We start from the raw sequence: 23089 nt of genomic DNA on the forward strand, positions 1-23089 counted from the left end.
GTGGCACCCGAACCCAACACAATCGACCGCGCCCAGGTAAACCGCTTTTTGCGGCGCAAGGGGTTAACGGCCAATGCCGACAAATCCCGTGCCGAGCATCTGCAATGCTTTGGCCTTGCCCCCGATGTCGTGTTTGATGTTGGCGTCGATACCGGCACCCCGATGCTGTATCGCGCCTTTCCCAACGCACGCTTTGCCCTGATCGACCCGCGCCCCGAATCCCGCACGGCCCTGACCGGCGCTGATGCCCCGCGTGATGCGCAGTTCTTTGAAACCGCACTTGGGGCGACCAATGGCACGCTTACCCTGACCATCCCGCATTCCGCCAAAGGCGAACAAGGCGCAATGGCCAGCCTGCGCCACCGCACCGACCGCCTGTCCGCCAAGTTCACCAAAACTGAAACCCGTCAGGTTCCCGTCACCACGCTCGACAGTATCGCCGCCCAATTTCCCGGCCGCGTCGGCCTTAAAATCGATACCGAAGGGTATGAGGATGACGTGCTGCAAGGCGCCACGCAAACCCTGCTGCGCACCGATTTTGTGATCCTAGAAATGTCGCTGACCCAGCGTTTCGCTGGCCTCGCCCCGCCTTCACAGCTCATCACCCGCCTTGCTGCCGCCGGCCTTGAATTCCGCGATGTCCTGCGGATGACAGGCGATGGCAAAGGCGGCGGCGCGCCCCGCCTGATGGACGTTCTTTTCACCCGGTGGCCCGCCCATGCCCCGGCCCCCACAACCGTTTCTTAATAGGAGAGGGACCCATGGTTCAATTCACCCTGCCCAAAAACTCCACCATCCGCACTGGCAAAACCTGGCCAAAACCCAGCGGCACCAACATCCGCAAATTCAGCATCTATCGCTGGACGCCCGATGATGGCGAAAACCCGCGGGTTGATACCTATTTCGTCGATATGGATACTTGCGGGCCCATGGTCCTCGACGCCCTGATCAAAATCAAGAATGAGATCGACCCAACCCTCACCTTCCGCCGGTCCTGCCGCGAAGGTATCTGCGGCTCTTGCGCGATGAACATCGGCGGCATCAACACTCTGGCCTGCATTTACGGGCTGGATGAGGTAAAGGGCGATGTCAAAATCTACCCGCTGCCGCACATGCCCGTGGTCCGCGACCTGATCCCCGATCTTAACCACTTCTACGCCCAGCATGCCTCGATCATGCCATGGCTGGAAACCAAAACCAACACCCCCGCCAAGGAATGGAAGCAATCGATTGAAGATCGTGAAAAGCTTGACGGGCTCTATGAATGCGTGATGTGCGCCTGCTGCTCCACCTCTTGCCCCAGCTACTGGTGGAACTCTGATCGCTACCTCGGGCCGGCCGCTTTGCTGCACGCCTATCGCTGGATCATCGACTCACGCGATGAGGCAACGCCAGAACGTCTCGACGACCTCGAAGACCCGTTCAAACTCTACCGTTGCCACACCATTATGAACTGCGCCAAAACCTGCCCCAAAGGGCTGAACCCGGCCAAAGCGATTGCCGAGATCAAAAAGAAAATGGTCGAACGCGTCGTCTAAAATCACAGGCCCAAGGCGCAACATACCGTCTTGGGCCCCATCATCTATCCAAAAATATCCCCGCCGGAGGCTCCGCCCTCTACGATGCGCCGCCGTCTCAGGCCTGCCCCCACCGCAACGCTGCCTTGCAGAAATCGCCGTTGTACCCCCCTCGGTTCAGGCCTAACCTACCCTCGGGAGGAACCCCGTGAAACCCGAGGTTCACAATGAACGACCAAGCTAAAACCCCCGCTGAACTGGCGCTGGAAGTCCTTGAACTGGCCTTTGCCTATTATGATGCGCCACCGTCCAGCCAATCCCAACAGCCCGAGCCGCAAGAATATTACGAATATTGCGCTGCGGCCTGATGCAATGCCTTTGCAGGCTCTGACAGGCATGGCATAACCGCGCCATGCCTATACTTCTTCTCATCCTTCTGCTCGGCACCTTGCTGTTCATGTGGCTCTCGCGCCGCAACTCAACGCTCACCCGCGCCTGCCGCTGGCGGCTTGATCGGACAGGCGGCCCAAACCACTATCGCTGTACCGCCTGCAACGCGGAAACCGATACCAAAGGCAAAGAGCCCCGCGATTGCCTGCGCCCCCGCCGGTAAACCGCGAAACGCTTGGCAAGGCTTTCAAGTCCACCATCTTTCCGGCCCGCCGCCCCCCAAAATTTCCCAACAACAAATCCGTAGGGTGCGCTTCAGCGCACCCCCCCAAACGCAAAAACCCCCAAACCGCACCGCGGTTCAGGGGTTAACAACAGGTTAGTTTTATTCTGAAATATTAACAAAATCAACCGCTTGCGAAACTGTCCGCACGCGGTCATCCGGCCAGATCCGCCCCAATCAGCCAGAAAACAAAAAGTGCAAAACGTCGCCGTCTTTCACCAGATAGGTCTTGCCCTCGACGCGAAACTTGCCCGCCTCTTTGGCCCCCGACTCGCCATTTCCAGCGATATAATCGTCATATCCAACCGTCTCCGCCCGGATAAACCCTTTTTCAAAATCACCATGAATAACCCCCGCCGCCTGCGGCGCCAGGGTGCCTTTTGAGATCGTCCAGGCCCGCGCTTCCTTGGGCCCGACCGTGAAATAAGTCTGCAATCCCAGCAGCTGATAGCCCGCGCGGATCAACCGGTCGAGACCCGCCTCTTCCAGCCCCATCTCACCCAAGAACATCTCGGCCTCATCAGCGGCAAGCTGGCTGATTTCTTCCTCGATCCGCGCCGAAATCACCACCATGCCGGCGCCTTGCTTGGCCGCCATTTCCGCCACGCGGGCAGATTGCGAATTCCCCTCCGCAGCCGAGCTTTCCTCGACGTTGCAGACAAAAAGCACAGGTTTCGAGGTCAAAAGCTGCAGCAGGCGCCAGTTCCGCTTGTCATCCTCAGCCACCTCGACCGACCGTGCCGGCCGCCCTTCTTCCAGCGCCACCTGCGCCAGCTTCAGCAGCCGCACCTGATCGCCTGCATCCTTGTCGCCGCCTTTGATCTTGCGAGCAAGGTTGGCCAGTCGCCGCTCAATCGATTCCAGATCCGACAGCATCAGTTCCGTTTCAATCGTCTCGGCATCGGCCACGGGGTCGATTTTGCCTTCGACATGGGTGATGTCATCATCTTCAAAACAGCGCAGAACATGGGCAATCGCATCACATTCGCGGATGTTGGCCAGAAACTGGTTGCCCAGGCCTTCGCCCTTGCTCGCGCCGCGCACCAAACCCGCGATATCCACAAACGTCATCCGCGTCGGAATGATGGTCTTGGACCCCGCAATCGCGGCCAGTTTTTCCAGCCGCGCATCCGGCACCGCCACATCACCCACGTTCGGCTCAATCGTGCAGAACGGAAAGTTCGCCGCCTGTGCCGCCGCCGTGCGGGTCAGCGCGTTGAAAAGGGTAGACTTGCCCACATTTGGCAGCCCGACGATCCCCATGCGAAATCCCATGATCTAATCTCCATTCATTTTCCAGCCCTCATAGGCCGAAACGCAGGCAATCCGCAAGCATCAGCCTTGGCAGATGCCTTCGTTGCTGACACACTGTCCCGCAGGAGGACTAACCATGAGCTTTACCCCCTATATCCATTTTCAAGGCAACTGTGCCGAAGCGATGCAGTTTTACGCCGATCTTTTTGGCGGTGAGTTGACCCTGTTTCGGTATAGCGAGATGCCCGACGCCCCGCCAAACTATGCAAAAAGCGACCTGGTGATGAATTGCCATCTCCGAACCGAAACGGCGAGCTTTTACGCCTCGGATTTTCCACCTGATGAGGTCGGAGAGCCGCAGCAGGCCTTTTCCATCAGCCATGACGCCCCCGATGCCACACAGGCCAAGGCAATCTATGACCGGCTGATGGAGGGCGGCACCGCGATCATGCCTTTTGGCCCCACCTTCTGGTCACCCGCTTTTGGCATGCTGAAAGATCGTTTTGGCACACATTGGATGATCTCGGTCCCCTATCCAGCGTAACGCCCATTGATTTCCGGCCCGGCATTGGGCAAACCGGACGGCGACACATATAAGGACGCCGCCATGACCCGGATTGATCAAAAATTTGCCGCGCTGAAAACGCAGGGTCGCAAGGCCTTTGTCTCCTATATCATGGCGGGCGATCCGGATGTTGAAACCTCATTGGCTGTGATGAAGGGCCTGCCGGGCGCAGGCGTCGATATTATCGAAATCGGTCTGCCCTTTACCGACCCGATGGCCGATGGCCAGACCATCCAGCTTGCCGGCCAACGCGCGCTGGAAGGCGGGATGACACTGAACAAAACACTGGCAATGGTGACCGAGTTTCGCAAAGGCGACGATACCACCCCGATCGTGCTCATGGGCTATTATAATCCGATCTACAGCCGTGGCGTCGATCTGTTTTTAGAACAGGCCAAGGCGGCCGGCATTGACGGGTTGATCGTTGTCGATCTGCCGCCCGAAGAAGACGAAGAACTGTGCATCCCCGCGCAAAAGGCCGGGCTGAACTTTATTCGCCTTGCCACGCCCACAACCGATGACAAGCGCCTGCCCAAAGTGCTGCAAAACACCTCTGGTTTTGTGTATTACGTATCAATCACGGGCATCACAGGCGCCGCAGCACCAAAGGCGGCCGATGTCGCCCCCGAGGTGACCCGGATCAAAGCCCAAACCGATTTGCCGGTGATTGTCGGCTTTGGCATCACCACACCCGATGCGGCACAGGCGATTGCCGGTATTGCCGATGGCTGCGTGGTCGGTTCGGCCATCGTCAAAGATATTGCCGAAGGCAAACCCGTAGCCGAGGTGCTGGCCCGCGTGGCCGCCCTCGCCGCTGGCGCGCATCGCGGATAACCCATATGAAAGCCGATACAATGGTTCTGACCATCCTTGCCCAAATCCACGTAGTTCCCGGCAAAGAGGATGCGCTGGTTGCAGAAATGCACAAGCTGATTGCCGCCACTAAGCAAGAGGCGGGCTGCCTGCAATATGATATGCATATCGACAACGATAACCCCGGTTTCATCATGTTCTATGAAAACTGGGAAACCCGCGATCTGTGGCTAGACCACATGAAAGCGCCACATTTGGCGGCCTATAACGCAGCGACAAAGGGTTGGATCCAAAGCCTGACCTTGAACGAAATGACACGGGCCGGCTAAGCGCCCGCAACCTATGGGGCTGATATGACCGCGCTTCTTGCCGGGATAGACACTGATCACCTACGCCATTTCGCAACGCAAGAGGCGATGCGCTATAGCGTCGGCCGCCCCAACACCCAACACGCGCTGAACATGGGCGAAGGCGCGTTTTTGGCAGGCGTGCCAATGCATTGGATGCGCGATTGGCCGATCCCGTTTCCATTGCTGATCTCATCCGCCAAAGGGGCGAAGATCACCGATATTGACGGCTATGGCCTTGATGATTTCTGCCTTGGCGATACCGGCAGCCTGTTTGGCCATTCGCCCGCGCCCGTTGCCAAGGCGATTGCGCGGCAGGCACGGCACGGGCTGACCTATATGCTCCCCTCGCCCGAGGCGCTTGAGGCGGGGCGCCTGTTGACCAAGCGCTTTGGCAATTTCCGCTGGCAAATCGCGACAACCGCCTCCGATGCCAACCGCTGCGCCATTCGGGTGGCGCGCGAGGTGACGGGGCGGCCCAAGATTCTGGTGTTCAACGGCTGCTATCACGGAACAGTTGACGATGTGATGGTGGAACTGTCAGAGGGTGCGACGGTCACGCGCGCAGGCATGGTTGGCCAAGTGTCAAACCCCGCCGAACATGCTGTGGTGGTGGAATTCAACGACCTTGCCGCATTGCAGGCGGCGCTGGCCACAGGGGATGTGGCGGCTGTACTGGCCGAACCGGTGATGACCAATTGCTGCATGGTTTTGCCGGATGCAGGCTTTTGGGCTGGCGTACGTGCGGCCTGTGACGCGGCGGGCACGCTGTTGATTATGGATGAAACGCATACCGTTTCCAGCGGTCTTGGCGGTTGGGCGCGCGGCAACGGGCTGGCGGCCGATCTGTTTGTGATTGGAAAAGCTGTGGCCGGCGGCGTGGCTTGTGCCGCTTGGGGGCTGGCCCCCGACGTGGCGCGGCGCTTTGCTGTGACCGAAGCAAAACGGGGGGCGGGGCATTCGGGTATGGGCACAACGCTATCCGGCAACCCGCTGCAATTTGCGGCCCTGCGGGCAAATTTGGCCGAGGTGATGACGGCGAAATCCTATGCCCATATGGAAAAGCTGGCCGCGCGGCTGGAGGCGGGTTTGGCCGCTGCAATTACGGGCGCCGCTGCGCCGTGGCATGTGGTGCGCGTTGGTGCACGTGTGGAATTTATCTGCGCCCCCGGCCCGTTGCGCAATGGGTCCGAGGCGATGGCCGCACATTGTGCGCCGGTCGAACGCGCTGTGCATTTGGGATTGGTCAATCGCGGATGCCTGATAGCACCGTTTCACAACATGATGCTGGTCAGCCCTGCGACGAAAAAGCGCCAGGTGGACAGGTTGGTTGGTGCCTTTGCCGAGGTATTGGGCGCGCTTTTTGAGTGACGGTTTTGTGGCCAGCGCAGGGGGGCTAGCCCCCCTGACCCCCCAAGGTATTTTGGCCAAGATGAAATACGCAGATTCAGGTTTTGTTAAGGACGTAAGACGATGAGCGAAGAGTTTAGCCCCTCGGGGTCAACCGTGGCAGAAGCAGAAGCATTTTTGGCCGCCCACCCCGAGATCGAGGCGATCGATCTGGTGTTGCATGATGCCAACGGCATCGGGCGTGGCAAGATCATTCGCCGTCATGAGTTGCTGGGCTTTTACAAATCGGGGCGGCACTTGCCGATTTCGATTATGGGTTTGGACATTTGCGGCGAGGATGTGCATGAAACCGGTCTGATTTGGGACCAAGGTGACGGCGATTTGCGGGCCTGGCCGGTGCCAGGCAGTTTGGTGCCTTTACATGGCACCAAACCCGCGCGGGCCGAGGTGTTCATGTGCATGTATGATCTGGACGGGGTGGCAATGACCTCGGACCCGCGCCATGCGTTGCAGCGGCAAGTAGATGCCTTGGCCGCTGAAGGGTTGACGCCGGCGGGGGCGTTTGAGTTGGAATTTTTCCTGTTGGCCAATGATCGGGGTCCGGATGGCCGGGTGCAGCCTGCGCGCGATGTGTTGGACGGGCGGGCAAGCGCCAAGACCGAGGTCTATTCGGTAGATCACCTGCACGGCATGTTGCCTTTGTTTTCCGATATTTACGCGGGGGCCGCAGCAGCTGGCATCAAGGCCGAGACCATGATTTCGGAATATGCGCCGGGGCAGTACGAGCTGACCTTGCATTACCGTGAGGATGTGATGCAGGCCGCCGATGACTTGATGCGTCTGAAACGCATTGTGCGGGCGCAGGCGCGTGCCCATGGTGTGACCGCCTGTTTCATGGCCAAACCGGTGCAGCAATATGCGGGCTCGGGCATGCATTTCCACGTGTCTATGCTGGACCAATCAGGCCGAAACGTGTTTGTCGAGGCCGAGGAGGGCGTGTGGTCGCCGACCATTCTGCACAGCATCGGCGGTTTGCGCACGACGATGGCAGAATCGATGCTGGTTTTTGCGCCGCATGCCAATTCCTGGCGGCGGTTTGTCGGCCAATCCTATGCGCCGGTCAGCCCGTCTTGGGGGGTGAACAACCGCTCGGTCGCGTTGCGCATTCCGGCAGGTGACATCAAGGCGCGGCGGATCGAACACCGGCCGGCGGGTGTGGATGCCAACCCCTATCTGGTGGCGGCGACGGTTTTGGCCGGTATCCGCAAGGGGCTGGCGGAACGCGTGGATCCGGGGCCCGAGACCACCGGAAATGGTTATGCGGGCGCCGAGTCGGGCGAAATGCCTGTCGATTGGCGGGGCGCGATTGAAGCCGCGCGCAACTCGGCGTTTTTGCGTGACGCTTTGGGCGAAGATATGCACCGCACCTTTGTCGCCATCAAAGCTGCCGAATACGCACGGGTAGCCGCGACGATTTCCGAGGTGGATTTCGATCTGTATCTGCATACGGTATAATGCGGGGCACATCTCAACGATTGCAATGCAGCCTATACATTGGTAAGGAAACATTACCAGATAAGGGGAGAGACAGCCGTGCCCGTGATCACCTGCATTGATGACCTGAAGCGCCTGCACAAAAAGCGCACGCCCAAGATGTTCTATGACTATGCCGAAAGCGGCAGCTATACCGAGCAGACCTTTCGCGAGAACTCTTCCGATTTTGCACAGTTGCGGCTGCGGCAAAAGGTGGCCGTCGATATGTCGGGGCGCAGCACCGAAAGCACGATGATTGGCGAAAAGGTCGCGATGCCCGTTGCGCTGGCGCCTGTGGGCCTGACCGGGATGCAGCACGCCGATGGCGAAATTTTGGCTGCCAAAGCGGCCGAGAAAATGGGCGTGCCTTTTACCCTTTCGACGATGAGCATTTGTTCCATCGAAGATGTCGCCGCGCATACGACCAAGCCGTTCTGGTTTCAGGTTTACACCCTGAAAGATGATGATTTCATGAACCGTTTGTTTGAGCGCGCACGCGCGGCGAATTGCTCGGCCATCGTGATTACGGTTGATCTGCAGATCATGGGCCAGCGGCATAAGGATTTGAAAAACGGCTTGTCTGCCCCGCCAAAACTGACGCCGCAATCTATCGCCAATATGATGACAAAGGTGCCGTGGGGCCTTGAGATGCTGCAAACCAAGCGTCGGTTCTTTGGCAATATCGTCGGCCATGCCAAAGGCGTTTCCGACCCGTCGAGCCTGTCTTCGTGGACCGCCGAGGCCTTTGATGAAAGCCTTGATTGGAAGCGCATTGCCAAGTTCAAGGAAATGTGGGGCGGCAAGGTTATCCTAAAGGGTGTGATGGATGCCGAAGATGCCCGCAACGCGCTGTCGGTCGGTGCCGATGCAATTGTGGTGTCGAACCACGGCGGGCGGCAGCTGGATGGGGCGCTATCGTCGATCCGCGCGCTACCAAGCATCGTCGATGCTGTCGGAGACAAGATCGAGGTCCATATGGATAGCGGCATCCGGTCGGGCCAGGACGTGCTGAAGGCGCTGTCTTTGGGCGCCAAGGGCACCTATATCGGCCGCGCCTTTGTGAATGGCTTGGGCGCGATGGGCGAGGCTGGCGTGACCAAGGCGCTAGAGGTGATCCAGAAAGAGCTGATCACCACGATGGGCCTGTGCGGCGAACGCAGCATTGCCGACCTTGGCCGCCATAACCTGCTGATCCCAAAAGGCTTTGATGGCGACTGGGTCGAATAATCAGCGCTTCATCAAAGGTGCAAGCAGCACAACCGCCATTAACGCCACCGCTGCCGCACCAAAGGCTGCCCGCAAGCCAAACCCCGCCGCGATAAACCCGATCAGCGGCGGGCCAAAGAAATAGCCGAAATACCCCAGCAATGTGGCCCGCGCGACAGCCCTCGCCCGCGCCTCGGGCCGCGCCAGTTGCCCTACCAGCGTAAAGGCGGTCGGCGCCACCACGGACGCACCAATGCCCAACACGATAAACCCCGCATAGGCCATCGCAGGGTTTACCGCCGCCGCCGCAACCAGTGCCCCTACTGCCGCCAGCATTGCACCACCGGTCAGCAACCGCTGCGGGCTGACCCGCGCTATCACGCTTTGCCCCGCCAACCGCGCCACGGCCATGGTCAGCGCCATAGCCGCAGGACCGAATGAGCCTTGCGTGGGGCTGCCACCCAAGGTTTGCTCGATATGCAGCGCCGACCAGCTTTCAGCAGCATTCTCGGACAGAAACGCGATCATCACAATCGCCCCGCCAATCACCGCCACCCGCCCCAGCGCCGCCTCGCCCAGCCCTTTTGGCTTGGCCAGCCCGTCAATCCGGCCGTCTGCCTCAAAGGACAACACGCCCAAAACCCCGGCAATCAGCGCCGCCGCCAGCATCACCTGCCCCGGCGGCAACCCTTGGCCGCGCAGGGCACCGCTAAACAGCGCCGACACAGCATAGCCCAGCGAATAGGCGGCATGACACAGGTTCATCAGCGAATGCCCCCGCGCGTTTTCCATCGCCGCCACACGCGCATTCATCAGCACATCCAACGTGCCCGTCGCCGCGCCGCATAGCGCCATCGCCACAGCAAATGCCGCAAGCATAAAGCCACCAGCCAGCGACGCCTGCCCCGGCAAAGCAAAGGCCAACACCATAGCCAAACAGCCCAGCGGCAAAGCAAATCGCCCCAGCATCACCCCCGTCGCTGGCGCCACCAGCATCGCGAGCACGGCCGCAACCGGCGCGCCCAGTATCAACAACCCCAGCGCCGCCTCATCCACGCCCAGCATGGCCTTGATATCGGGCAAAGTGGCGGCATAGCAGCCCCACACCACACCCATTGCCGCAAAGGCTGCAAACGCAGGGCGGGCAACAACAAAGGTACTGGGAACAGACATTTTACTCTCCAACCGGTCGGATCGGTGGTACAGATGAAGCACTGGCGCAGCAAGGCCCGCTTTTTCTGCCGATTCCCCGCCGCAAAGGCCTTTTTCGCCTTTCCCCGCCAGTGATTCCCCGCTATAGCCCAGCGGTCGCGTCGCACACCCTTGGAGGGCGGCGGATTTAACATATGGAGAATTAAAATGGCAAAAGAGATCCCGGATCTTGTAGCCGAGGTTCGCGCGGGGACAGGCAAGGGGGCCGCCCGCCAAGCTCGTCGTGATAACTTAGTACCAGCAGTGGTTTACGGTGGCGGTTCCGACCCTATCGCTTTGACCATGAAGTACAACTACCTGCTGAAGCATCTGAAGGCCGGCCGCTTCTTGTCGACCCTGTTCAACCTGAAGGTTGAGGGCGAAAAAGACGTGCGCGTTATCTGCCGCGGTGTTCAGCGCGATGTTGTCAAAGACACCCCGCTGCATGTTGACTTCATGCGCCTGCGCGCCAACAGCCGCATTGACCTGTTTATTCACGTTGATTTCATCAACCATGAAAAAGCACCCGGTCTGAAAAAAGGCGGCACGCTGGTTATCGTTCGTAACGAAGTTGAACTGAACGTAAACGCAAGCGACATTCCGGATCACATCACTGTTGATCTGACCGGCCTGCAAGTTGGCGACGTTATCCACATCAAAGACGTGGATCTGCCAAAAGGCGCCAAGCCAACGATCGACCGTAACTTCGTTATCGGCAACATCTCGGCCCCATCGAGCCTGCGTTCCGCTGGTGATGACGAGACAGAGACCGAAGAAGACGCAACAGAAGAATAATCCACCCCCTTTGGGCGGATTTGAAAACGCGGCGGCCCTTGGCTTGCCGCGTTTTTTCATTTTGATGCGGGCGATTGGGTGCTATCCAATGGGCGCAAAGAAAGGCTGGCAGCGATGAAACTGTTTGTAGGCTTGGGCAATCCGGGCGCGAAATACGCGGGCAACCGCCATAACATCGGCTTTATGGCGCTGGATCGTATCGCCGCCGATCACGGCTTTAGCCCTTGGAAAAAGGCGTTCAAAGGGCTGGTGGCTGAGGGGCGTTTGGGCAACGAGCGCGTGCTGCTGCTAAAACCCGAAACCTTTATGAACCTGTCAGGCGAATCCGTGCAGGCGGCAATGGCCTTCCACAAACTGCCCTTGACCGATGTAACCGTGCTACATGACGAGCTTGACCTCGCACCCGGCAAGCTGCGCCTGAAACAGGGCGGCGGCCATGCCGGGCATAATGGTTTGCGCTCCATCCACGCCCATCTGGGCGAGGCATATGGCCGCGTGCGGCTGGGCATTGGCCACCCCGGTCACAAAGACGCCGTGGCAGGCTATGTGCTGCATGATTTCGCCAAATCCGATGCCGATTGGCTGGATGACCTGCTGCGCGGTATTTCTGATGGCGCGGTCTTTCTGGCAGAAGGTGACGGCGCCAAATTTTCCAACGCCGTTGCCCTGCGTACAGCACCGCCCCGCGCCTCGACGGGTGCGGCCCGCCCCGCAGACGCGCCCAAAGCCGCAGCCCCAAAACCAAAGCCAGAGCCAAAGCCGGAACCAGAACCTGCGGCACCCGATACCCGCAACGCTTTGCAAAAGCTTGCTGACAAGTTTCGCACATGACACCTGTGCGCGACAGCTTTGTCGCACAAGCGCAGGCCTGCGAGTCGCTCGGTTCGCCGTTTACGGCCCGCATATTGCGGTTGCTGGCCGAGGGGTTAACCCATGGCAGCCCCGTTGCCGACCGCATTCTGGGCTGGCAAGGAGACCCTTCTTCGCGCGCCGATGCATTGGCTTTGCGCCTCGCAGGCGGGTTGCATGCGCTGGCATTGCAAGGCCAACCCATTGCGCTGCACAGCTTTTACGCCAACCCCACCCGCTATACCGATATCGAGGCGATGGCGGTTTTACTCGATACGGTCGAGGCCGCGCCCGATACCCTGATGCACTGGCTCGACAGCCCGCCCCAAACCAATGAGGTCCGCCGCTCGGCCGTCCTGATCGCTGCGGGGCATTGGTTGGCCGCCAAGTTTGGCCTGCCGATGGTGCTGTCAGAGCTGGGCGCAAGCGCAGGGCTGAACCTGAATTGGGATCATTATGCGCTGGATATCGGCGAGACCTTTGGCCCGCCCGACAGCCCGCTACGCCTGACGCCCGAATGGCGCGGCCCCTTGCCACCCCACACCGCACCCCAAATCATCGAACGCCGCGCGGTTGATCTGAACCCGCTCTGTACCACCCACGACAGCCTGCGCATCCGGTCCTATATCTGGGCCGATCAACCCCATCGCATGGCGCTGACCCAAACGGCGATCAGCCTTGGCAAAGGCATTTCAGTCGAAAAGGGCGATGCGGTCGAATGGCTGGAAACCCGCCTGCGCAATCAAATGCCCAACTGCCTTCACCTGATTTACCACACCGTTGCCTGGCAATATTTCCCCGCCGCAACCCAGGCGCGCGGCGAGGCCGCCTTGCAAACCGCAGGCCAACGCGCCACCGCAACCGCCCCGCTTGCGCATCTGGCAATGGAAAGCGATGGCACCGACAGCGGGCCCGGCGCAGCATTGACCCTGCGCCTTTGGCCGGGAAATCAGGTTATCCCGCTGGGCCGCGTCGATTTTCATGGCCGCTGGGTGGATTGGCAGGCCCCGCATATTGGCGCAGCCTAGCGCCATAGCAGGCTTGCACAGGCAGCGAACCCGACGCAGACTATAACCTTGTATTCTTTCACAAAACCGCGGCACGATACCCCTAACGGAAAGGCACAAGATGGCACCGAGAAAAGCAGAGTCAATCAACGTCCTCGGCAGCGCACTCGAAGGTTGCTCCACCGCGCCGCTGACAGGGTTTTTCCGCAACGGCTGCTGTGATACTGGCCCCGACGATCACGGCGCGCATACTGTCTGCGCCGTGATGACGGCCGAATTTCTGGCCTTTTCCAAATACTTGGGCAATGACTTGTCCACCCCGCGCCCCGAATTCGGCTTTGCCGGCCTGAAACCCGATGACCGCTGGTGCCTCTGCGCTGCCCGTTTTTTGCAGGCCCATGACGAAGGCGCCGCCCCGCAGGTAAACCTTGCCGCCACCCATATCCGCACTTTGGACATCGTGCCGCTGGATATTCTGCAAAGCTATTCGATATAGCTGCGACAGCTTGGCACTTGCCGACCAGCCCATACAAAGCTAGGCCAATCACATGACCCTCGCCCGCTTTCCCATCACGCCCGACCAGATCGACGAAGTCGTTGCCGGCTTTTACATGGCCGTGCGCAAGCACCCCAAACTCGGCCCAGTATTTGCCGCCCATGTCACCGACTGGCCCGCGCACGAAGCCAAGATCGCCCGCTTCTGGCGCAATGCGATTTTGTTTGAACGGGGCTATGACGGCAATCCGATGGCTGTGCATAGGGCGGCGGGCAATGTCCGCCCCGGTATGTTTGACGATTGGCTGGCCCTGTTTGATACCGTGCTGGACCAACGCCTGCCCCCCGAAACCGCCGCGCAATGGTCTGCCCTTGCCCATCGCATCGGGCGCGGGCTGCGTATGGGGGTGGTCGAAGGCCTGACCCCGCAAGGCGCAGTCCCCAAACTAACATAAAGCCGCAACTCAAGGCGCTGAAAACAATCGCCTCAGCCCGCATCGGGCCAAAAAACGCAATGCGGAATACCTCAGCTACTGCCGCCCATCAGATCTTCGATAAACAAACTCAAAAGCTGCGGTCGGCCGGTAACACCGGCCTTACGGTAAATCGCGTTTGTTTGTGCCTTTACCGTACCTTCTGACGTACTGCGCAGCTTGGCAACTTCGGCAATCGACAATCCCTTGATCGCAAAAAGCGCGACATCGCGCTCTGCGGCAGTCAGCCCCCACTCGGCAAAGCGTTCCTCGAGGATCACCATAAAAGCGCTGGATGCCCGCCGCAGCCCTTCAGCCGCCAAATTGCGCTCTTGGATCACACGGTACAAAACCATGGCCCCCAGCAATAGCCCAAGAATAAGCCCAACCGCCGCGCCAATCTCGATAAACTCTTGGAATTGCCAGTTGATCGGCCGGGTCTGCCATCCGAAAACCGACGAAACAATATCCCACACAAAGAACACAGCGCACAGGAACTGAACAAGCAAAATTGCAATGACAATGCTAAGGCGCGTCATGGGCTGGCCAATTGGTTTTCAATTATCACCACTCTCGTCATGGTCATCATCATGGCTATGGTCACCGGTGCCTTTATCATCATCGCTACTGGAATCATCCTTCCCGCTGCCAGACGACCCGTTGTCACTGCGGTGTTTTTCCTGCTCGTCATCGCCAAAAATCGAATGCGAACTGCCATTGTCAAAAATCACGTCGCGCAGCACCTCGCCGGTGGTGCGGTTCAAAATAACCTCGCGCGACTTGCTGCCTTTTTGCGCGGTTACGCGCAAACGGCCCAAAAAGGTACGGTTGGTTTTGACCTCTTTATACCCTTGCCGCCGCAACGCTTTTTCGACCTTTTCCTCAAGCGTTTCGGCCGCAACAGCCTTTGCGCCCAAAGACATAATCACAAAGGTCGATAGTGCAGTTCCAAGAAATTTTCGGCGGCTGTGCATCGTATTGGGCCTCTAATGCAGATCAAACTGCGTTCGGTATCGGGCGAGTATGCCGTGACAATCGGCAAAGCTGAATAGGCGTAAAGGCCCGAAACCTTTGCCAGCGAATAACCGCTTGGCATCCGGTTTCAGGCCTTGTTCATCATATAGGCGTGGAACGCCTAATCAATCATTGTGGTCGCTATCGCTGCTGTCGTGATCGCCACCATGGTCACTGTCATGGTCGCTGTCATCATTGCTGTCATGGTCGCTTCCGTGATCATCGTCATCATTGCTGTCATCGTCGGCGCTATCGGAATGGTCTTGCCCGGAATGGTCATTCATCTCTGAACCATCCGAGTCCTTCCCTGAAATTTGGGTGCGCAAAACCGCGCCGGTTGCCGCATCATACACCGTTTCAACACGATCCGCACCAAGTGTGCCTTCTACCGAAATCTTGCCATTGCTTTGCTTGATTTCAACTTGGGTATAACCCTGAGCTGCCAGATCAGCAGCGATCGATTCAACGGTTACAGCCGCAAACGCCATCTTTGCCGTGATCAGCAGACCCGCAGTTATTAAAAGCATCGGTTTCATCGTTAGTCCTTTCAGATTGGGTTTCGCCACAATGCAGCGGCTGTACCCACCTAACCGCCCCGCGCGCCTTGGTGGAATTGGACTGCGGTTTAGATATGCCCCCCTAAACCCATGGGAAATACGACTAAACAGAAGTTTATACTGCCTTTTGCAGAGGATTTTCGGTCATCCCCACAAAGTGCCGACCCCTCAAAACCCCTGCGGCACGTACTCAAACGCCGCGGGGGCCCGGTTTGGCACGCATAAAAAAGCCAGCTTGCCTGACACTAAGTCCCGGCAAACTGGCTATACACTCACGTCAGGGAAACCCGCGTGTTGGTCAGATCTTCATGTCAAAGCCAAGGTGCTTGGCCACCGTGAAAATATCCTTGTCGCCACGGCCACACATGTTCATCACGATGATATGGTCGGCAGGCAAACCGGGCGCGATTTTCATTACATGGGCCAGCGCATGGCTGGGTTCCAGCGCAGGGATAATCCCTTCCAACGCACAGGACAGCTGGAACGCCTCCAGCGCCTCTTTGTCGGTGATCGACACATATTGCGCGCGCCCCGTATCATGCAGCCAGGAATGCTCAGGGCCGATACCGGGGTAATCGAGACCGGCCGAGATAGAAAAGCCTTCCAGAATCTGGCCGTCATCATCTTGCAGCAAATAGGTGCGGTTGCCGTGCAGCACACCGGGGCGGCCGCCAGTCAGGCTGGCGCAATGCTCCATCCGGTCGTCAACGCCTTTGCCGCCAGCCTCGACCCCGATGATATTGACCGACGGGTCATCAAGGAACGGGAAAAACAGCCCCATCGCATTCGACCCGCCACCAATTGCCGCGATCACGGTATCGGGCAAGCGGCCCTCACCCTCTTGCTCGGGCAGTTGCCAGCGCACTTCCTTGCCGATGATGCTTTGGAAATCGCGCACCATTGCGGGGTAAGGCGCGGGGCCGGCCACGGTGCCGATGCAATAGAACGTATCGCGCACATTGGTCACCCAATCGCGCAATGCGTCATTCATCGCGTCCTTAAGCGTGCCACGACCCGAGGTCACCGGTACCACCTCAGCGCCCAGCAAACGCATCCGGAACACGTTGGGCGCTTGGCGTTCAACATCATGCGCGCCCATGTAAACCACGCATTTCAAACCGAATTTCGCACAAACGGTCGCCGTGGCCACACCATGCTGGCCCGCACCGGTTTCAGCGATGATCCGCGTTTTGCCCATACGGCGGGCAAGAATTATCTGGCCCAACACGTTGTTGATCTTATGCGCGCCGGTGTGGTTCAGCTCATCGCGCTTTAAATAGATCTTGGCGCCGCCCAGATGTTTGGTCAGGCGGTCGGCGTAATACAAAGGGCTGGGGCGGCCAACGTAATGCTTCCACAGATCGTCCATCTCGGCCCAGAATGTCGGGTCGGTTTTGGCGAACTCATACCGCTCTTCCAGCTCCAGGATCAGCGGCATCAAGGTTTCAGACACAAAGCGCCCGCCAAAAATACCAAAGCGGCCCTGCTCATCCGGGCCTGTCATAAAGCTGTTGATTCCGTCTTCGGCCATGCCATCCCCCGAACTGTGCTCATGCCTCATGTAGCGCAGGCAAATGGCATTGAAAACTGTTTCAACCGTTTTTCCAAGGGGATGGGACGGAATTAGGTATTTTAGCCAAGATGAAATCAGGAGATCGGCTTTTTGAACCCGATATGAGAGGGGGTAAAGCCTGCGCGTTCGTAGAACCGATGCGCGCCCTCTCGGCTTTTATCGGCGGTCAATTGCAGCAAACTGCAGCCTTCATGCAGCGCCCGCATTTCGGCATCGCGCATCAAAGCCGCGCCAACACCTTCGGAGCGCAACTTTTCTGTCACCCGTACCGATTCGACCTGTGCGCGCCGCGTGGCTCGCAGCGACAAGCCGGTGATAAAGGTCAGCTGATAGGTTGCCACCACGCGGCCATCGGCCTCGCCCACGATCAGGCTGTTGCCGTATTCATAGCTCATCGCATCAAAGGCGGCGTAATAGGCGGCCATATCATCGCTTTCGCGGGTTGCGCCCAACGCATCCTCGGCCAAAAGCGCCACAATCGCGGGCACATCTTCGCGCTTCGCCTCACGCCAACGGATCATTGCGCAGCCTTTACAAAATCAGAAATCATCGTGGCATCCTTAACCCCCGGCGCGGATTCGACGCCCGAGGCCACATCAACCTGCCGCGCGCCAGTCAGCCGTATCGCCTCGGCCACATTTTGCGGGGTCAGCCCGCCGGCCAGCATCCACGGCTTTAGCCACTTGCGCCCGACCAACAGCCGCCAGTCAAAGGTAATGCCGTTGCCGCCCGGCAGCTTGGCACCTTTAGGCGGCTTGGCATCGATCATCAACTGATCAGCGACCAAGGAATATTCCACCAGATCCGCAAGATCGCTTTCATCCGCAACGCCGAGCACCTTCATCACCGGCAGCCCGTAACGCGCACGCAGTTCGGCCACACGCGCGGGCGATTCGTGGCCGTGCAGCTGTAACATATCCAAAGGCACGGCATCGACGATCTGGTCCAACCACGCATCATCGGCATCGACGGTCAGCGCCACCTTGGCCAAACCGATAGGCGCCGCAAGCGCCACTTCGCGGGCTTGCGCAGGCGCCAGATAGCGCGGCGATTTTGGGAAAAAGTTAAAACCGGCATAGGCCGCGCCGACACGCGCTACGGCCTCTACGTCAGCAACGCTGCGCATCCCGCAGATTTTCACCCGAATATCCGACATGGATTAACCCGCCTTGGCAGGGCGTTCCAGCAAGGCCAATACGTCGTCTTTTTGCGCAGGGTTTGATTTACGCAGCGCTTCCAGCTCGCGCTCAAGCCGGGTGATTTCACGCGCACGGGTGCTGGATGTCGCGCGGATACGATGCTCGCGGAACCATTCCCACACGAAACCGATCATCAAACCAACAACGATACTGCCAAAAATCACCAGATACAGGGGAATCGACAGCGCGTAATGCAGGCTGGCAAAGGCCGCCATATCCGGTGGCAAAGCATTGAGCGTGACAGGCGCGCGATTTGCAATCGCCACCGTAATCAAAACAACCGCCAAAGCAGCAAGCAGCAGATACCGCGTGTACCGGATCATCGTTCGTTTACCTTCCGTTCAGTCGATCGCGCAGCAGCTTGCCGGTTTTGAAGAACGGAACTTTTTTGTCTTCAACTTGAACCGTTTCGCCCGTGCGCGGGTTACGCCCTGTTCTGGCATCGCGCGACTTGACCGAGAACGCGCCAAATCCGCGCAGTTCAACCCGGTCACCACGCGACAGGGACTCAATTATCTCTTCGAACACCGTGTTCACAATACGCTCGACATGGCGCTGCGTCAGGTGTGGATTTTCATCTGCAATCTTCTGGATCAGTTCAGAACGGATCATCCGTAATACCCCCCGGTGTGCATAAGCGATCTTGGTGCCGCAAATTTTTGTTTCTTAACTATAGGGATAAATCATTCCCGCACAAACAGGAAATCCAAACAACCCTGTACAATCACGCACATAAATAAGGGGCCCCACCTTTCGGCAGGGTCCCAAAATCATGATTCAGCGATGAGATCGCCCTTGGATCAGTTTTTGTCGCCTTTCAGCGCTGCACCAAGAATGTCGCCCAAGGACGCGCCCGAATCGGACGAACCGTACTGTTCGACGGCATCTTTCTCTTCTGCGATCTCGCGTGCTTTGATCGACAGACCCATGCGGCGGGTCTTGGCGTCGATGTTGGTTACGCGCACGTCGATCTTGTCACCAACGCTGAAACGCTCTGGGCGCTGGTCAGCACGGTCACGCGACAGGTCCGAACGACGGATGAAGGATTTCATACCGTTGTAATCGCACTCAACGCCGCCGTCTTCAATCGCGGTCACTTCAACCGTGATGATCGAGCCGCGCTTTACGCCGTCAATCGCATCGGTGAAGGTGTCTTCGCCAAGGGCTTTGACCGACAGGGAAATACGCTCTTTTTCAACGTCCACTTCGGTAACAGCGGCCTGAACCGTGTCGCCTTTGCGGTAGTTGGCAATCGCGTCTTCGCCGCGCTGGTCCCAAGACAGGTCGGACAGGTGAACCATGCCGTCGATGTCGTTTTCCAGACCAACAAACAGACCGAATTCGGTGATGTTCTTGACTTCGCCTTCGATGTTCGTGCCAACGGGGTGGGTTTCTGCAAACACTTCCCATGGGTTACGCTGGGTCTGCTTCAGGCCCAAGGAAACGCGGCGCTTGGCGCTGTCGATTTCCAGAACCATAACGTCAACTTCCTGGCTGGTAGATACGATCTTGCCGGGGTGTACGTTTTTCTTGGTCCAGGACATCTCGGACACGTGAACCAGACCTTCAACACCGGCTTCCAGCTCTACAAATGCGCCGTAATCGGTGATGTTGGTGACACGGCCTTTGTGCACGGTGCCAAGGGCGTATTGCGTTTCAACTGCATCCCATGGATCCGACTGCAACTGCTTCATGCCAAGGCTGATGCGGTGTGTCTCTTTGTTGATCTTGATAACCTGAACCTTAACGGTTTCACCGATTGTCAAAATCTCGGACGGGTGGTTCACACGGCGCCATGCCATGTCGGTGACGTGCAGCAAGCCGTCAACGCCGCCCAGATCAACGAACGCGCCGTATTCGGTGATGTTTTTCACAACGCCGTCAACAGTTTGGCCCTCGGTCAGGTTGCCGATAACTTCGGCACGCTGTTCCGCACGCGATTCTTCAAGGATTGCGCGACGCGATACAACGATGTTGCCACGACGACGGTCCATTTTCAAAATCTGGAACGGCTGCTTCATACCCATCAACGGGCCTGCGTCACGCACAGGGCGCACGTCAACTTGGGAACCTGGCAAGAACGCAACAGCGCCGCCCAGATCAACCGTAAAGCCGCCTTTAACGCGGCCAAAGATCGCGCCATCAACGCGGGTCTCGTCGGCGTATGCACGCTCCAGACGGTCCCAAGCTTCTTCGCGTTTCGCTTTATCGCGCGAGATCTGTGCTTCGCCACGTGCGTTTTCAACACGGTCGAGGAACACTTCAACTTCGTCGCCAACATTGATTTCGGCAACGCCGCCAATGTCTGCAAATTCTTTAAGATCAACGCGGCCTTCCATTTTGTAGCCGACGTCGATGATGGCTTGGCCCGCTTCGATTGCGATAACCTTACCTTTGACAACAGACCCTTCTTGAGGGGTGTCAATTTCCAAGCTCTCAGCCAAGAGTGCTTCGAATTCTTCCATAGAGTTCATAGTAGCCATTAAAATCAGTTTCCTTTTCGTCGTTTTCACTGGCCTTGCGGTTGTCTCCGCCGGTCTTTGGATGGGGCCTTTGCAGAAAATCAAAAGCGCGCCGAAAATGCGGCACGCGACAGAATCCCCCTTAGGCTGCGGGGGCTATAGCGCGAATGGCCCTTATTGGCAAGCAAAAGGGGGGCAAAGGGTTTCCCCTTGCCCCCCAAATTTCATTCATCGCAGCTTATGCAACCAGCGTCACAAACTTGTCCATCGGACGGCGCACTTTCTTGGCGCCTTTTAACCAGTCACCTTCTTCGGCGCGATAGCCCACTGGCAAAATCGCGACCGATTTCAAACCACGTTTGCGCAAGCCCAGAATTTCGTCGAATTTCTCGGGCTCGAACCCTTCCATCGGCGTCGCGTCAACCTCTTCAAAGGCGGCAGCAGTCACCGCAAGGCCCAGCCCGATATAGGCCTGACGTGCCGCATGTTCAAAATTCACCCGCTCATCGCGCGGCAAATACATGCCTTTCAGCCGGTCAAAATAGCCGGTCAGCGTGTCCGATTTCATGCCGCGCACAGCCTCGGTCAGCTCCAAAACGCTATCAATCCGCGCTTCGGTATAGTTGTCCCAAGCCGCGAAAACCAGCAAAGCGGTGCTGTCTGTGATCTGGCTCTGGCCAAAGCCAGCTTCTTGCAGCTTGGCGCGAACGTCAGGGTTGGTCACCACGATCACCTCAAACGGCTGCAAGCCGCTGGATGTTGGCGCAAGGCGTGCGGCTTCCAGAATCCGGTCCAGCTTGTCTTGCGACACTTTTTTGGACGGATCCATTTTTTTCGTCGCATAACGCCAGTTCAGCTTTTCATTCAACATATCAGTATTCCTATTTCCACCAAGGGTTTGGCCGTATTACCCGCTATACATAGGCCTGCACCCACCCCGCGCCAATGCACCAAAACGCATGCCCCCTGTGCGAAAATCGCGTAAGTCAGGCATCGGGAAAAACCGGGCCAACCCCGCCGCGCCTATTTCAACGCAGCCTCGACCGCCCCCACAATCTGCGGCGACATCGGCGCTGGCCCCGATGGCCAGCTGCCCAACACCGCACCATCCCGCCCGATCAATACCTTGTTGAAATTCCAGCTTGGCACAAACCCCGCCTCGTCGCGCAGCCACGCATAAACCGGATGCGCCTGCGTGCCTTTGACATGGGTAATATCGGTCATCGGCAAGGTGATGTCATAATTGATCGCACAAAACTCTTTAACCTCGGCCCCGCTGGCCAGCTCTTGCTGAAAATCATCCGACGGCACGGCCAGCACCACCAGCCCTTGGTCGCGATAGGTATCATACAGCGTCTGCAACCCCTCATACTGCGGGGTATAGCCACACATCGACGCGGTATTCACCACCAATACCGGCTTGCCCGCCCAATCGGCCAGCGACATTTCCCCGCCGTCAATCGACACAAACGGTGCAGCAGGCGGCGCGGCCACCGCAGCCGACGCCATCCCGATACTCACCGCCAAACCAGCCAGAACTTTCATCGCACACTCCTTTGATGCCAAAGAGTATACGCAGCAAACCGCAAATTGGTTTCAAACTTATTTACAGCCGCGCCGAAACCGTCGCCACGGCAAAGGCCACAGCATCCTCGATCGACATATCGGACGTATCCACCATCACCGCATCCACCGCAGGCCGCAGCGGCGCGTCACTGCGATTCATATCGCGGTCGTCACGCTCGCGCACCTGCGCCAGCACCTCGTCATAGGTCTCAAACGCCGCCTCGCCGCCCAGTTCCAGCCACCGCCGCCGCGCCCGTATCTCGGCACTGGCCGTCACAAACAGCTTCACCTCGGCATCGGGGCAAATCACTGTGCCAATATCGCGCCCGTCCAACACGGCGCCACCGTCACGCCGCGCAAAATCACGCTGAAACGCAGTCAGCGCCGACCGCACTTCGGGCAGCGCCGCCACCTGACTCGCCGCCTGCCCTGCCGCCAAACTGCGCAGATCATCGCGCGCCAGATCGGCGGGCACCAGACTCCGCGCCGACAAAACCGGATCGCCGCCTTTCATCCCAACGGCCCGATACAGCAGCCCCGTGTCCAGATGCTCAAACCCGAACCGCGCCGCCACCGCCCGGCTGATCGTGCCTTTGCCAGCCGCCGCAGGGCCGTCAATCGCCACCGTAAACTTCATCCGCTGCCCTCTT

General features: G+C 58.5%; 29 protein-coding genes. 15 read left to right on the forward strand and 14 right to left on the reverse strand.

The features are described 5' to 3' along the window. The 4 genes from AKU79_RS13825 to AKU79_RS13835 all read left to right on the forward strand — a co-directional run bounded on the left by AKU79_RS13825 (nt 1) and on the right by AKU79_RS13835 (nt 2130). Entirely contained in the window at nt 1–747 is a 747-nt protein-coding gene (locus tag AKU79_RS13825; protein ID WP_050524168.1) for an FkbM family methyltransferase, read from the forward strand. Nucleotides 748–761: 14 nt separating this feature from the next. After that, the gene (locus AKU79_RS13830) at nt 762–1538 is read left to right on the forward strand and encodes a succinate dehydrogenase iron-sulfur subunit (RefSeq protein WP_050524169.1); all 777 of its coding nucleotides are present in this window, start codon (nt 762–764) and stop codon (nt 1536–1538) included. 206 nt (nt 1539–1744) lie between these two features. Next, nucleotides 1745–1885 carry a hypothetical protein gene (locus tag AKU79_RS19335; RefSeq protein ID WP_156209762.1) on the forward strand — a complete coding sequence of 47 codons (141 nt, stop codon included), beginning with the start codon at nt 1745–1747 and terminating at the stop codon, nt 1883–1885. Nucleotides 1886–1929: 44 nt separating this feature from the next. Beyond that, nucleotides 1930–2130 carry a hypothetical protein gene (locus tag AKU79_RS13835; protein WP_050524170.1) on the forward strand — a complete coding sequence of 67 codons (201 nt, stop codon included), beginning with the start codon at nt 1930–1932 and terminating at the stop codon, nt 2128–2130. A gap of 237 nt (nt 2131–2367) precedes the next feature. Here AKU79_RS13835 and ychF read toward each other — a convergent pair whose 3' ends face one another. After that, nucleotides 2368–3465, reverse strand: a complete 1098-nt coding sequence (gene ychF, locus AKU79_RS13840; RefSeq protein WP_050524171.1) for a redox-regulated ATPase YchF — start codon at nt 3463–3465, stop codon at nt 2368–2370. Between the two features lie 115 nt (nt 3466–3580). Between ychF and AKU79_RS13845 the strand changes: the two genes are divergently transcribed. The 6 genes from AKU79_RS13845 to AKU79_RS13870 all read left to right on the forward strand — a co-directional run bounded on the left by AKU79_RS13845 (nt 3581) and on the right by AKU79_RS13870 (nt 9279). Then, nucleotides 3581–3988: a VOC family protein gene (locus AKU79_RS13845; protein ID WP_050524172.1), complete on the forward strand. Its 408-nt coding sequence runs from the start codon at nt 3581–3583 to the stop codon at nt 3986–3988. Nucleotides 3989–4051: 63 nt separating this feature from the next. Continuing rightward, nucleotides 4052–4843, forward strand: coding sequence for a tryptophan synthase subunit alpha (gene trpA / locus AKU79_RS13850; RefSeq protein WP_050524173.1), 792 nt, complete (start codon nt 4052–4054; stop codon nt 4841–4843). Between the two features lie 5 nt (nt 4844–4848). Continuing rightward, nucleotides 4849–5151 (forward strand): putative quinol monooxygenase, encoded by a 303-nt coding sequence (locus AKU79_RS13855; protein ID WP_231580190.1) that lies wholly within the window; start codon nt 4849–4851, stop codon nt 5149–5151. A gap of 24 nt (nt 5152–5175) precedes the next feature. Then, nucleotides 5176–6540 (forward strand): transaminase, encoded by a 1365-nt coding sequence (locus tag AKU79_RS13860; RefSeq protein ID WP_050524174.1) that lies wholly within the window; start codon nt 5176–5178, stop codon nt 6538–6540. Nucleotides 6541–6642: 102 nt separating this feature from the next. Next, entirely contained in the window at nt 6643–8034 is a 1392-nt protein-coding gene (locus tag AKU79_RS13865; protein WP_050524175.1) for a glutamine synthetase family protein, read from the forward strand. Nucleotides 8035–8112: 78 nt separating this feature from the next. Then, on the forward strand, nt 8113–9279 hold the full coding sequence (locus tag AKU79_RS13870; protein ID WP_050524176.1) for an alpha-hydroxy acid oxidase: 1167 nt from the start codon (nt 8113–8115) through the stop codon (nt 9277–9279). Here AKU79_RS13870 and AKU79_RS13875 read toward each other — a convergent pair whose 3' ends face one another. Beyond that, the gene (locus AKU79_RS13875) at nt 9280–10431 is read right to left on the reverse strand and encodes an MFS transporter (protein WP_050524177.1); all 1152 of its coding nucleotides are present in this window, start codon (nt 10429–10431) and stop codon (nt 9280–9282) included. It lies immediately after the preceding gene. A gap of 186 nt (nt 10432–10617) precedes the next feature. On the opposite strand from AKU79_RS13875, the gene AKU79_RS13880 reads away from it, so the two are divergent. The 5 genes from AKU79_RS13880 (at nt 10618) to AKU79_RS13900 (ending at nt 14050) form a co-directional block, all read left to right on the forward strand. Further along, on the forward strand, nt 10618–11244 hold the full coding sequence (locus tag AKU79_RS13880; RefSeq protein ID WP_050524178.1) for a 50S ribosomal protein L25/general stress protein Ctc: 627 nt from the start codon (nt 10618–10620) through the stop codon (nt 11242–11244). A gap of 114 nt (nt 11245–11358) precedes the next feature. Further along, nucleotides 11359–12075 (forward strand): aminoacyl-tRNA hydrolase, encoded by a 717-nt coding sequence (pth, locus tag AKU79_RS13885; RefSeq protein WP_050524179.1) that lies wholly within the window; start codon nt 11359–11361, stop codon nt 12073–12075. Next, nucleotides 12072–13121 carry a DUF2332 domain-containing protein gene (locus tag AKU79_RS13890; RefSeq protein WP_050524180.1) on the forward strand — a complete coding sequence of 350 codons (1050 nt, stop codon included), beginning with the start codon at nt 12072–12074 and terminating at the stop codon, nt 13119–13121. Before pth ends, AKU79_RS13890 begins: the two co-directional genes overlap by 4 nt. Nucleotides 13122–13221: 100 nt before the next feature. After that, nucleotides 13222–13596, forward strand: a complete 375-nt coding sequence (locus tag AKU79_RS13895; protein ID WP_050524181.1) for a DUF2237 family protein — start codon at nt 13222–13224, stop codon at nt 13594–13596. Nucleotides 13597–13648: 52 nt separating this feature from the next. Beyond that, nucleotides 13649–14050: a group III truncated hemoglobin gene (locus tag AKU79_RS13900; protein WP_050524182.1), complete on the forward strand. Its 402-nt coding sequence runs from the start codon at nt 13649–13651 to the stop codon at nt 14048–14050. Between the two features lie 71 nt (nt 14051–14121). Here the strand turns inward: AKU79_RS13900 and AKU79_RS13905 are convergent, their stop codons facing one another. The 12 genes from AKU79_RS13905 to AKU79_RS13960 all read right to left on the reverse strand — a co-directional run bounded on the left by AKU79_RS13905 (nt 14122) and on the right by AKU79_RS13960 (nt 23076). Beyond that, nucleotides 14122–14607 carry a helix-turn-helix transcriptional regulator gene (locus AKU79_RS13905; RefSeq protein ID WP_050524183.1) on the reverse strand — a complete coding sequence of 162 codons (486 nt, stop codon included), beginning with the start codon at nt 14605–14607 and terminating at the stop codon, nt 14122–14124. An 18-nt stretch (nt 14608–14625) separates the two neighbouring features. Next, complete coding sequence (locus AKU79_RS13910; protein WP_231580191.1) at nt 14626–14991, reverse strand: hypothetical protein; 366 nt, start codon at nt 14989–14991, stop codon at nt 14626–14628. A gap of 216 nt (nt 14992–15207) precedes the next feature. Continuing rightward, entirely contained in the window at nt 15208–15618 is a 411-nt protein-coding gene (locus AKU79_RS13915; RefSeq protein WP_050524185.1) for a hypothetical protein, read from the reverse strand. Between the two features lie 319 nt (nt 15619–15937). Then, the gene (gene trpB, locus AKU79_RS13920) at nt 15938–17170 is read right to left on the reverse strand and encodes a tryptophan synthase subunit beta (protein WP_050524186.1); all 1233 of its coding nucleotides are present in this window, start codon (nt 17168–17170) and stop codon (nt 15938–15940) included. A gap of 116 nt (nt 17171–17286) precedes the next feature. Further along, nucleotides 17287–17733 carry a GNAT family N-acetyltransferase gene (locus AKU79_RS13925; protein WP_050524187.1) on the reverse strand — a complete coding sequence of 149 codons (447 nt, stop codon included), beginning with the start codon at nt 17731–17733 and terminating at the stop codon, nt 17287–17289. Then, entirely contained in the window at nt 17730–18368 is a 639-nt protein-coding gene (locus AKU79_RS13930; RefSeq protein ID WP_050524188.1) for a phosphoribosylanthranilate isomerase, read from the reverse strand. The genes AKU79_RS13925 and AKU79_RS13930 overlap by 4 nt, the downstream gene beginning before the upstream one ends. Before the next feature lie 3 nt (nt 18369–18371). Continuing rightward, complete coding sequence (locus tag AKU79_RS13935) at nt 18372–18734, reverse strand: lipopolysaccharide assembly protein LapA domain-containing protein (RefSeq protein ID WP_331458390.1); 363 nt, start codon at nt 18732–18734, stop codon at nt 18372–18374. Between the two features lie 7 nt (nt 18735–18741). After that, a complete protein-coding gene (gene ihfB, locus AKU79_RS13940) occupies nt 18742–19023 on the reverse strand; it encodes an integration host factor subunit beta (RefSeq protein WP_050524189.1) in 282 nt (93 codons plus the stop codon). 188 nt (nt 19024–19211) lie between these two features. Further along, a complete protein-coding gene (gene rpsA / locus AKU79_RS13945; RefSeq protein WP_082224051.1) occupies nt 19212–20894 on the reverse strand; it encodes a 30S ribosomal protein S1 in 1683 nt (560 codons plus the stop codon). A 217-nt stretch (nt 20895–21111) separates the two neighbouring features. Continuing rightward, nucleotides 21112–21744 carry an NAD(P)H-dependent oxidoreductase gene (locus tag AKU79_RS13950; protein ID WP_050524191.1) on the reverse strand — a complete coding sequence of 211 codons (633 nt, stop codon included), beginning with the start codon at nt 21742–21744 and terminating at the stop codon, nt 21112–21114. 152 nt (nt 21745–21896) lie between these two features. After that, a complete protein-coding gene (locus AKU79_RS13955; protein WP_050524192.1) occupies nt 21897–22418 on the reverse strand; it encodes a glutathione peroxidase in 522 nt (173 codons plus the stop codon). Between the two features lie 61 nt (nt 22419–22479). Further along, complete coding sequence (locus AKU79_RS13960; protein WP_050524193.1) at nt 22480–23076, reverse strand: (d)CMP kinase; 597 nt, start codon at nt 23074–23076, stop codon at nt 22480–22482. Between the last annotated feature and the right edge of the window lie 13 nt (nt 23077–23089).

The sequence above is a fragment of the Pseudorhodobacter wandonensis genome, from assembly GCF_001202035.1.
Classification (GTDB): Bacteria; Pseudomonadota; Alphaproteobacteria; order Rhodobacterales; family Rhodobacteraceae; genus Pseudorhodobacter; species Pseudorhodobacter wandonensis.

Bases quoted from the DNA above. Each gene is read 5' to 3' on its own strand.
- AKU79_RS13830 (WP_050524169.1), top strand. From the start codon at position 762: ATGGTTCAATTCACCCTGCCCAAAAACTCCACCATCCGCACTGGCAAA.
- AKU79_RS19335 (WP_156209762.1), top strand. From the start codon at position 1,745: ATGAACGACCAAGCTAAAACCCCCGCTGAACTGGCGCTGGAAGTCCTT.
- AKU79_RS13835 (WP_050524170.1), top strand. From the start codon at position 1,930: ATGCCTATACTTCTTCTCATCCTTCTGCTCGGCACCTTGCTGTTCATG.
- ychF (WP_050524171.1), bottom strand. From the start codon at position 3,465: ATGGGATTTCGCATGGGGATCGTCGGGCTGCCAAATGTGGGCAAGTCT.
- AKU79_RS13845 (WP_050524172.1), top strand. From the start codon at position 3,581: ATGAGCTTTACCCCCTATATCCATTTTCAAGGCAACTGTGCCGAAGCG.
- trpA (WP_050524173.1), top strand. From the start codon at position 4,052: ATGACCCGGATTGATCAAAAATTTGCCGCGCTGAAAACGCAGGGTCGC.
- AKU79_RS13855 (WP_231580190.1), top strand. From the start codon at position 4,849: ATGAAAGCCGATACAATGGTTCTGACCATCCTTGCCCAAATCCACGTA.
- AKU79_RS13860 (WP_050524174.1), top strand. From the start codon at position 5,176: ATGACCGCGCTTCTTGCCGGGATAGACACTGATCACCTACGCCATTTC.
- AKU79_RS13865 (WP_050524175.1), top strand. From the start codon at position 6,643: ATGAGCGAAGAGTTTAGCCCCTCGGGGTCAACCGTGGCAGAAGCAGAA.
- AKU79_RS13875 (WP_050524177.1), bottom strand. From the start codon at position 10,431: ATGTCTGTTCCCAGTACCTTTGTTGTTGCCCGCCCTGCGTTTGCAGCC.
- AKU79_RS13880 (WP_050524178.1), top strand. From the start codon at position 10,618: ATGGCAAAAGAGATCCCGGATCTTGTAGCCGAGGTTCGCGCGGGGACA.
- pth (WP_050524179.1), top strand. From the start codon at position 11,359: ATGAAACTGTTTGTAGGCTTGGGCAATCCGGGCGCGAAATACGCGGGC.
- AKU79_RS13890 (WP_050524180.1), top strand. From the start codon at position 12,072: ATGACACCTGTGCGCGACAGCTTTGTCGCACAAGCGCAGGCCTGCGAG.
- AKU79_RS13895 (WP_050524181.1), top strand. From the start codon at position 13,222: ATGGCACCGAGAAAAGCAGAGTCAATCAACGTCCTCGGCAGCGCACTC.
- AKU79_RS13900 (WP_050524182.1), top strand. From the start codon at position 13,649: ATGACCCTCGCCCGCTTTCCCATCACGCCCGACCAGATCGACGAAGTC.
- AKU79_RS13905 (WP_050524183.1), bottom strand. From the start codon at position 14,607: ATGACGCGCCTTAGCATTGTCATTGCAATTTTGCTTGTTCAGTTCCTG.
- AKU79_RS13910 (WP_231580191.1), bottom strand. From the start codon at position 14,991: ATGTCTTTGGGCGCAAAGGCTGTTGCGGCCGAAACGCTTGAGGAAAAG.
- AKU79_RS13915 (WP_050524185.1), bottom strand. From the start codon at position 15,618: ATGAAACCGATGCTTTTAATAACTGCGGGTCTGCTGATCACGGCAAAG.
- trpB (WP_050524186.1), bottom strand. From the start codon at position 17,170: ATGGCCGAAGACGGAATCAACAGCTTTATGACAGGCCCGGATGAGCAG.
- AKU79_RS13925 (WP_050524187.1), bottom strand. From the start codon at position 17,733: ATGATCCGTTGGCGTGAGGCGAAGCGCGAAGATGTGCCCGCGATTGTG.
- AKU79_RS13930 (WP_050524188.1), bottom strand. From the start codon at position 18,368: ATGTCGGATATTCGGGTGAAAATCTGCGGGATGCGCAGCGTTGCTGAC.
- AKU79_RS13935 (WP_331458390.1), bottom strand. From the start codon at position 18,734: ATGATCCGGTACACGCGGTATCTGCTGCTTGCTGCTTTGGCGGTTGTT.
- ihfB (WP_050524189.1), bottom strand. From the start codon at position 19,023: ATGATCCGTTCTGAACTGATCCAGAAGATTGCAGATGAAAATCCACAC.
- rpsA (WP_082224051.1), bottom strand. From the start codon at position 20,894: ATGGCTACTATGAACTCTATGGAAGAATTCGAAGCACTCTTGGCTGAG.
- AKU79_RS13950 (WP_050524191.1), bottom strand. From the start codon at position 21,744: ATGTTGAATGAAAAGCTGAACTGGCGTTATGCGACGAAAAAAATGGAT.
- AKU79_RS13955 (WP_050524192.1), bottom strand. From the start codon at position 22,418: ATGAAAGTTCTGGCTGGTTTGGCGGTGAGTATCGGGATGGCGTCGGCT.
- AKU79_RS13960 (WP_050524193.1), bottom strand. From the start codon at position 23,076: ATGAAGTTTACGGTGGCGATTGACGGCCCTGCGGCGGCTGGCAAAGGC.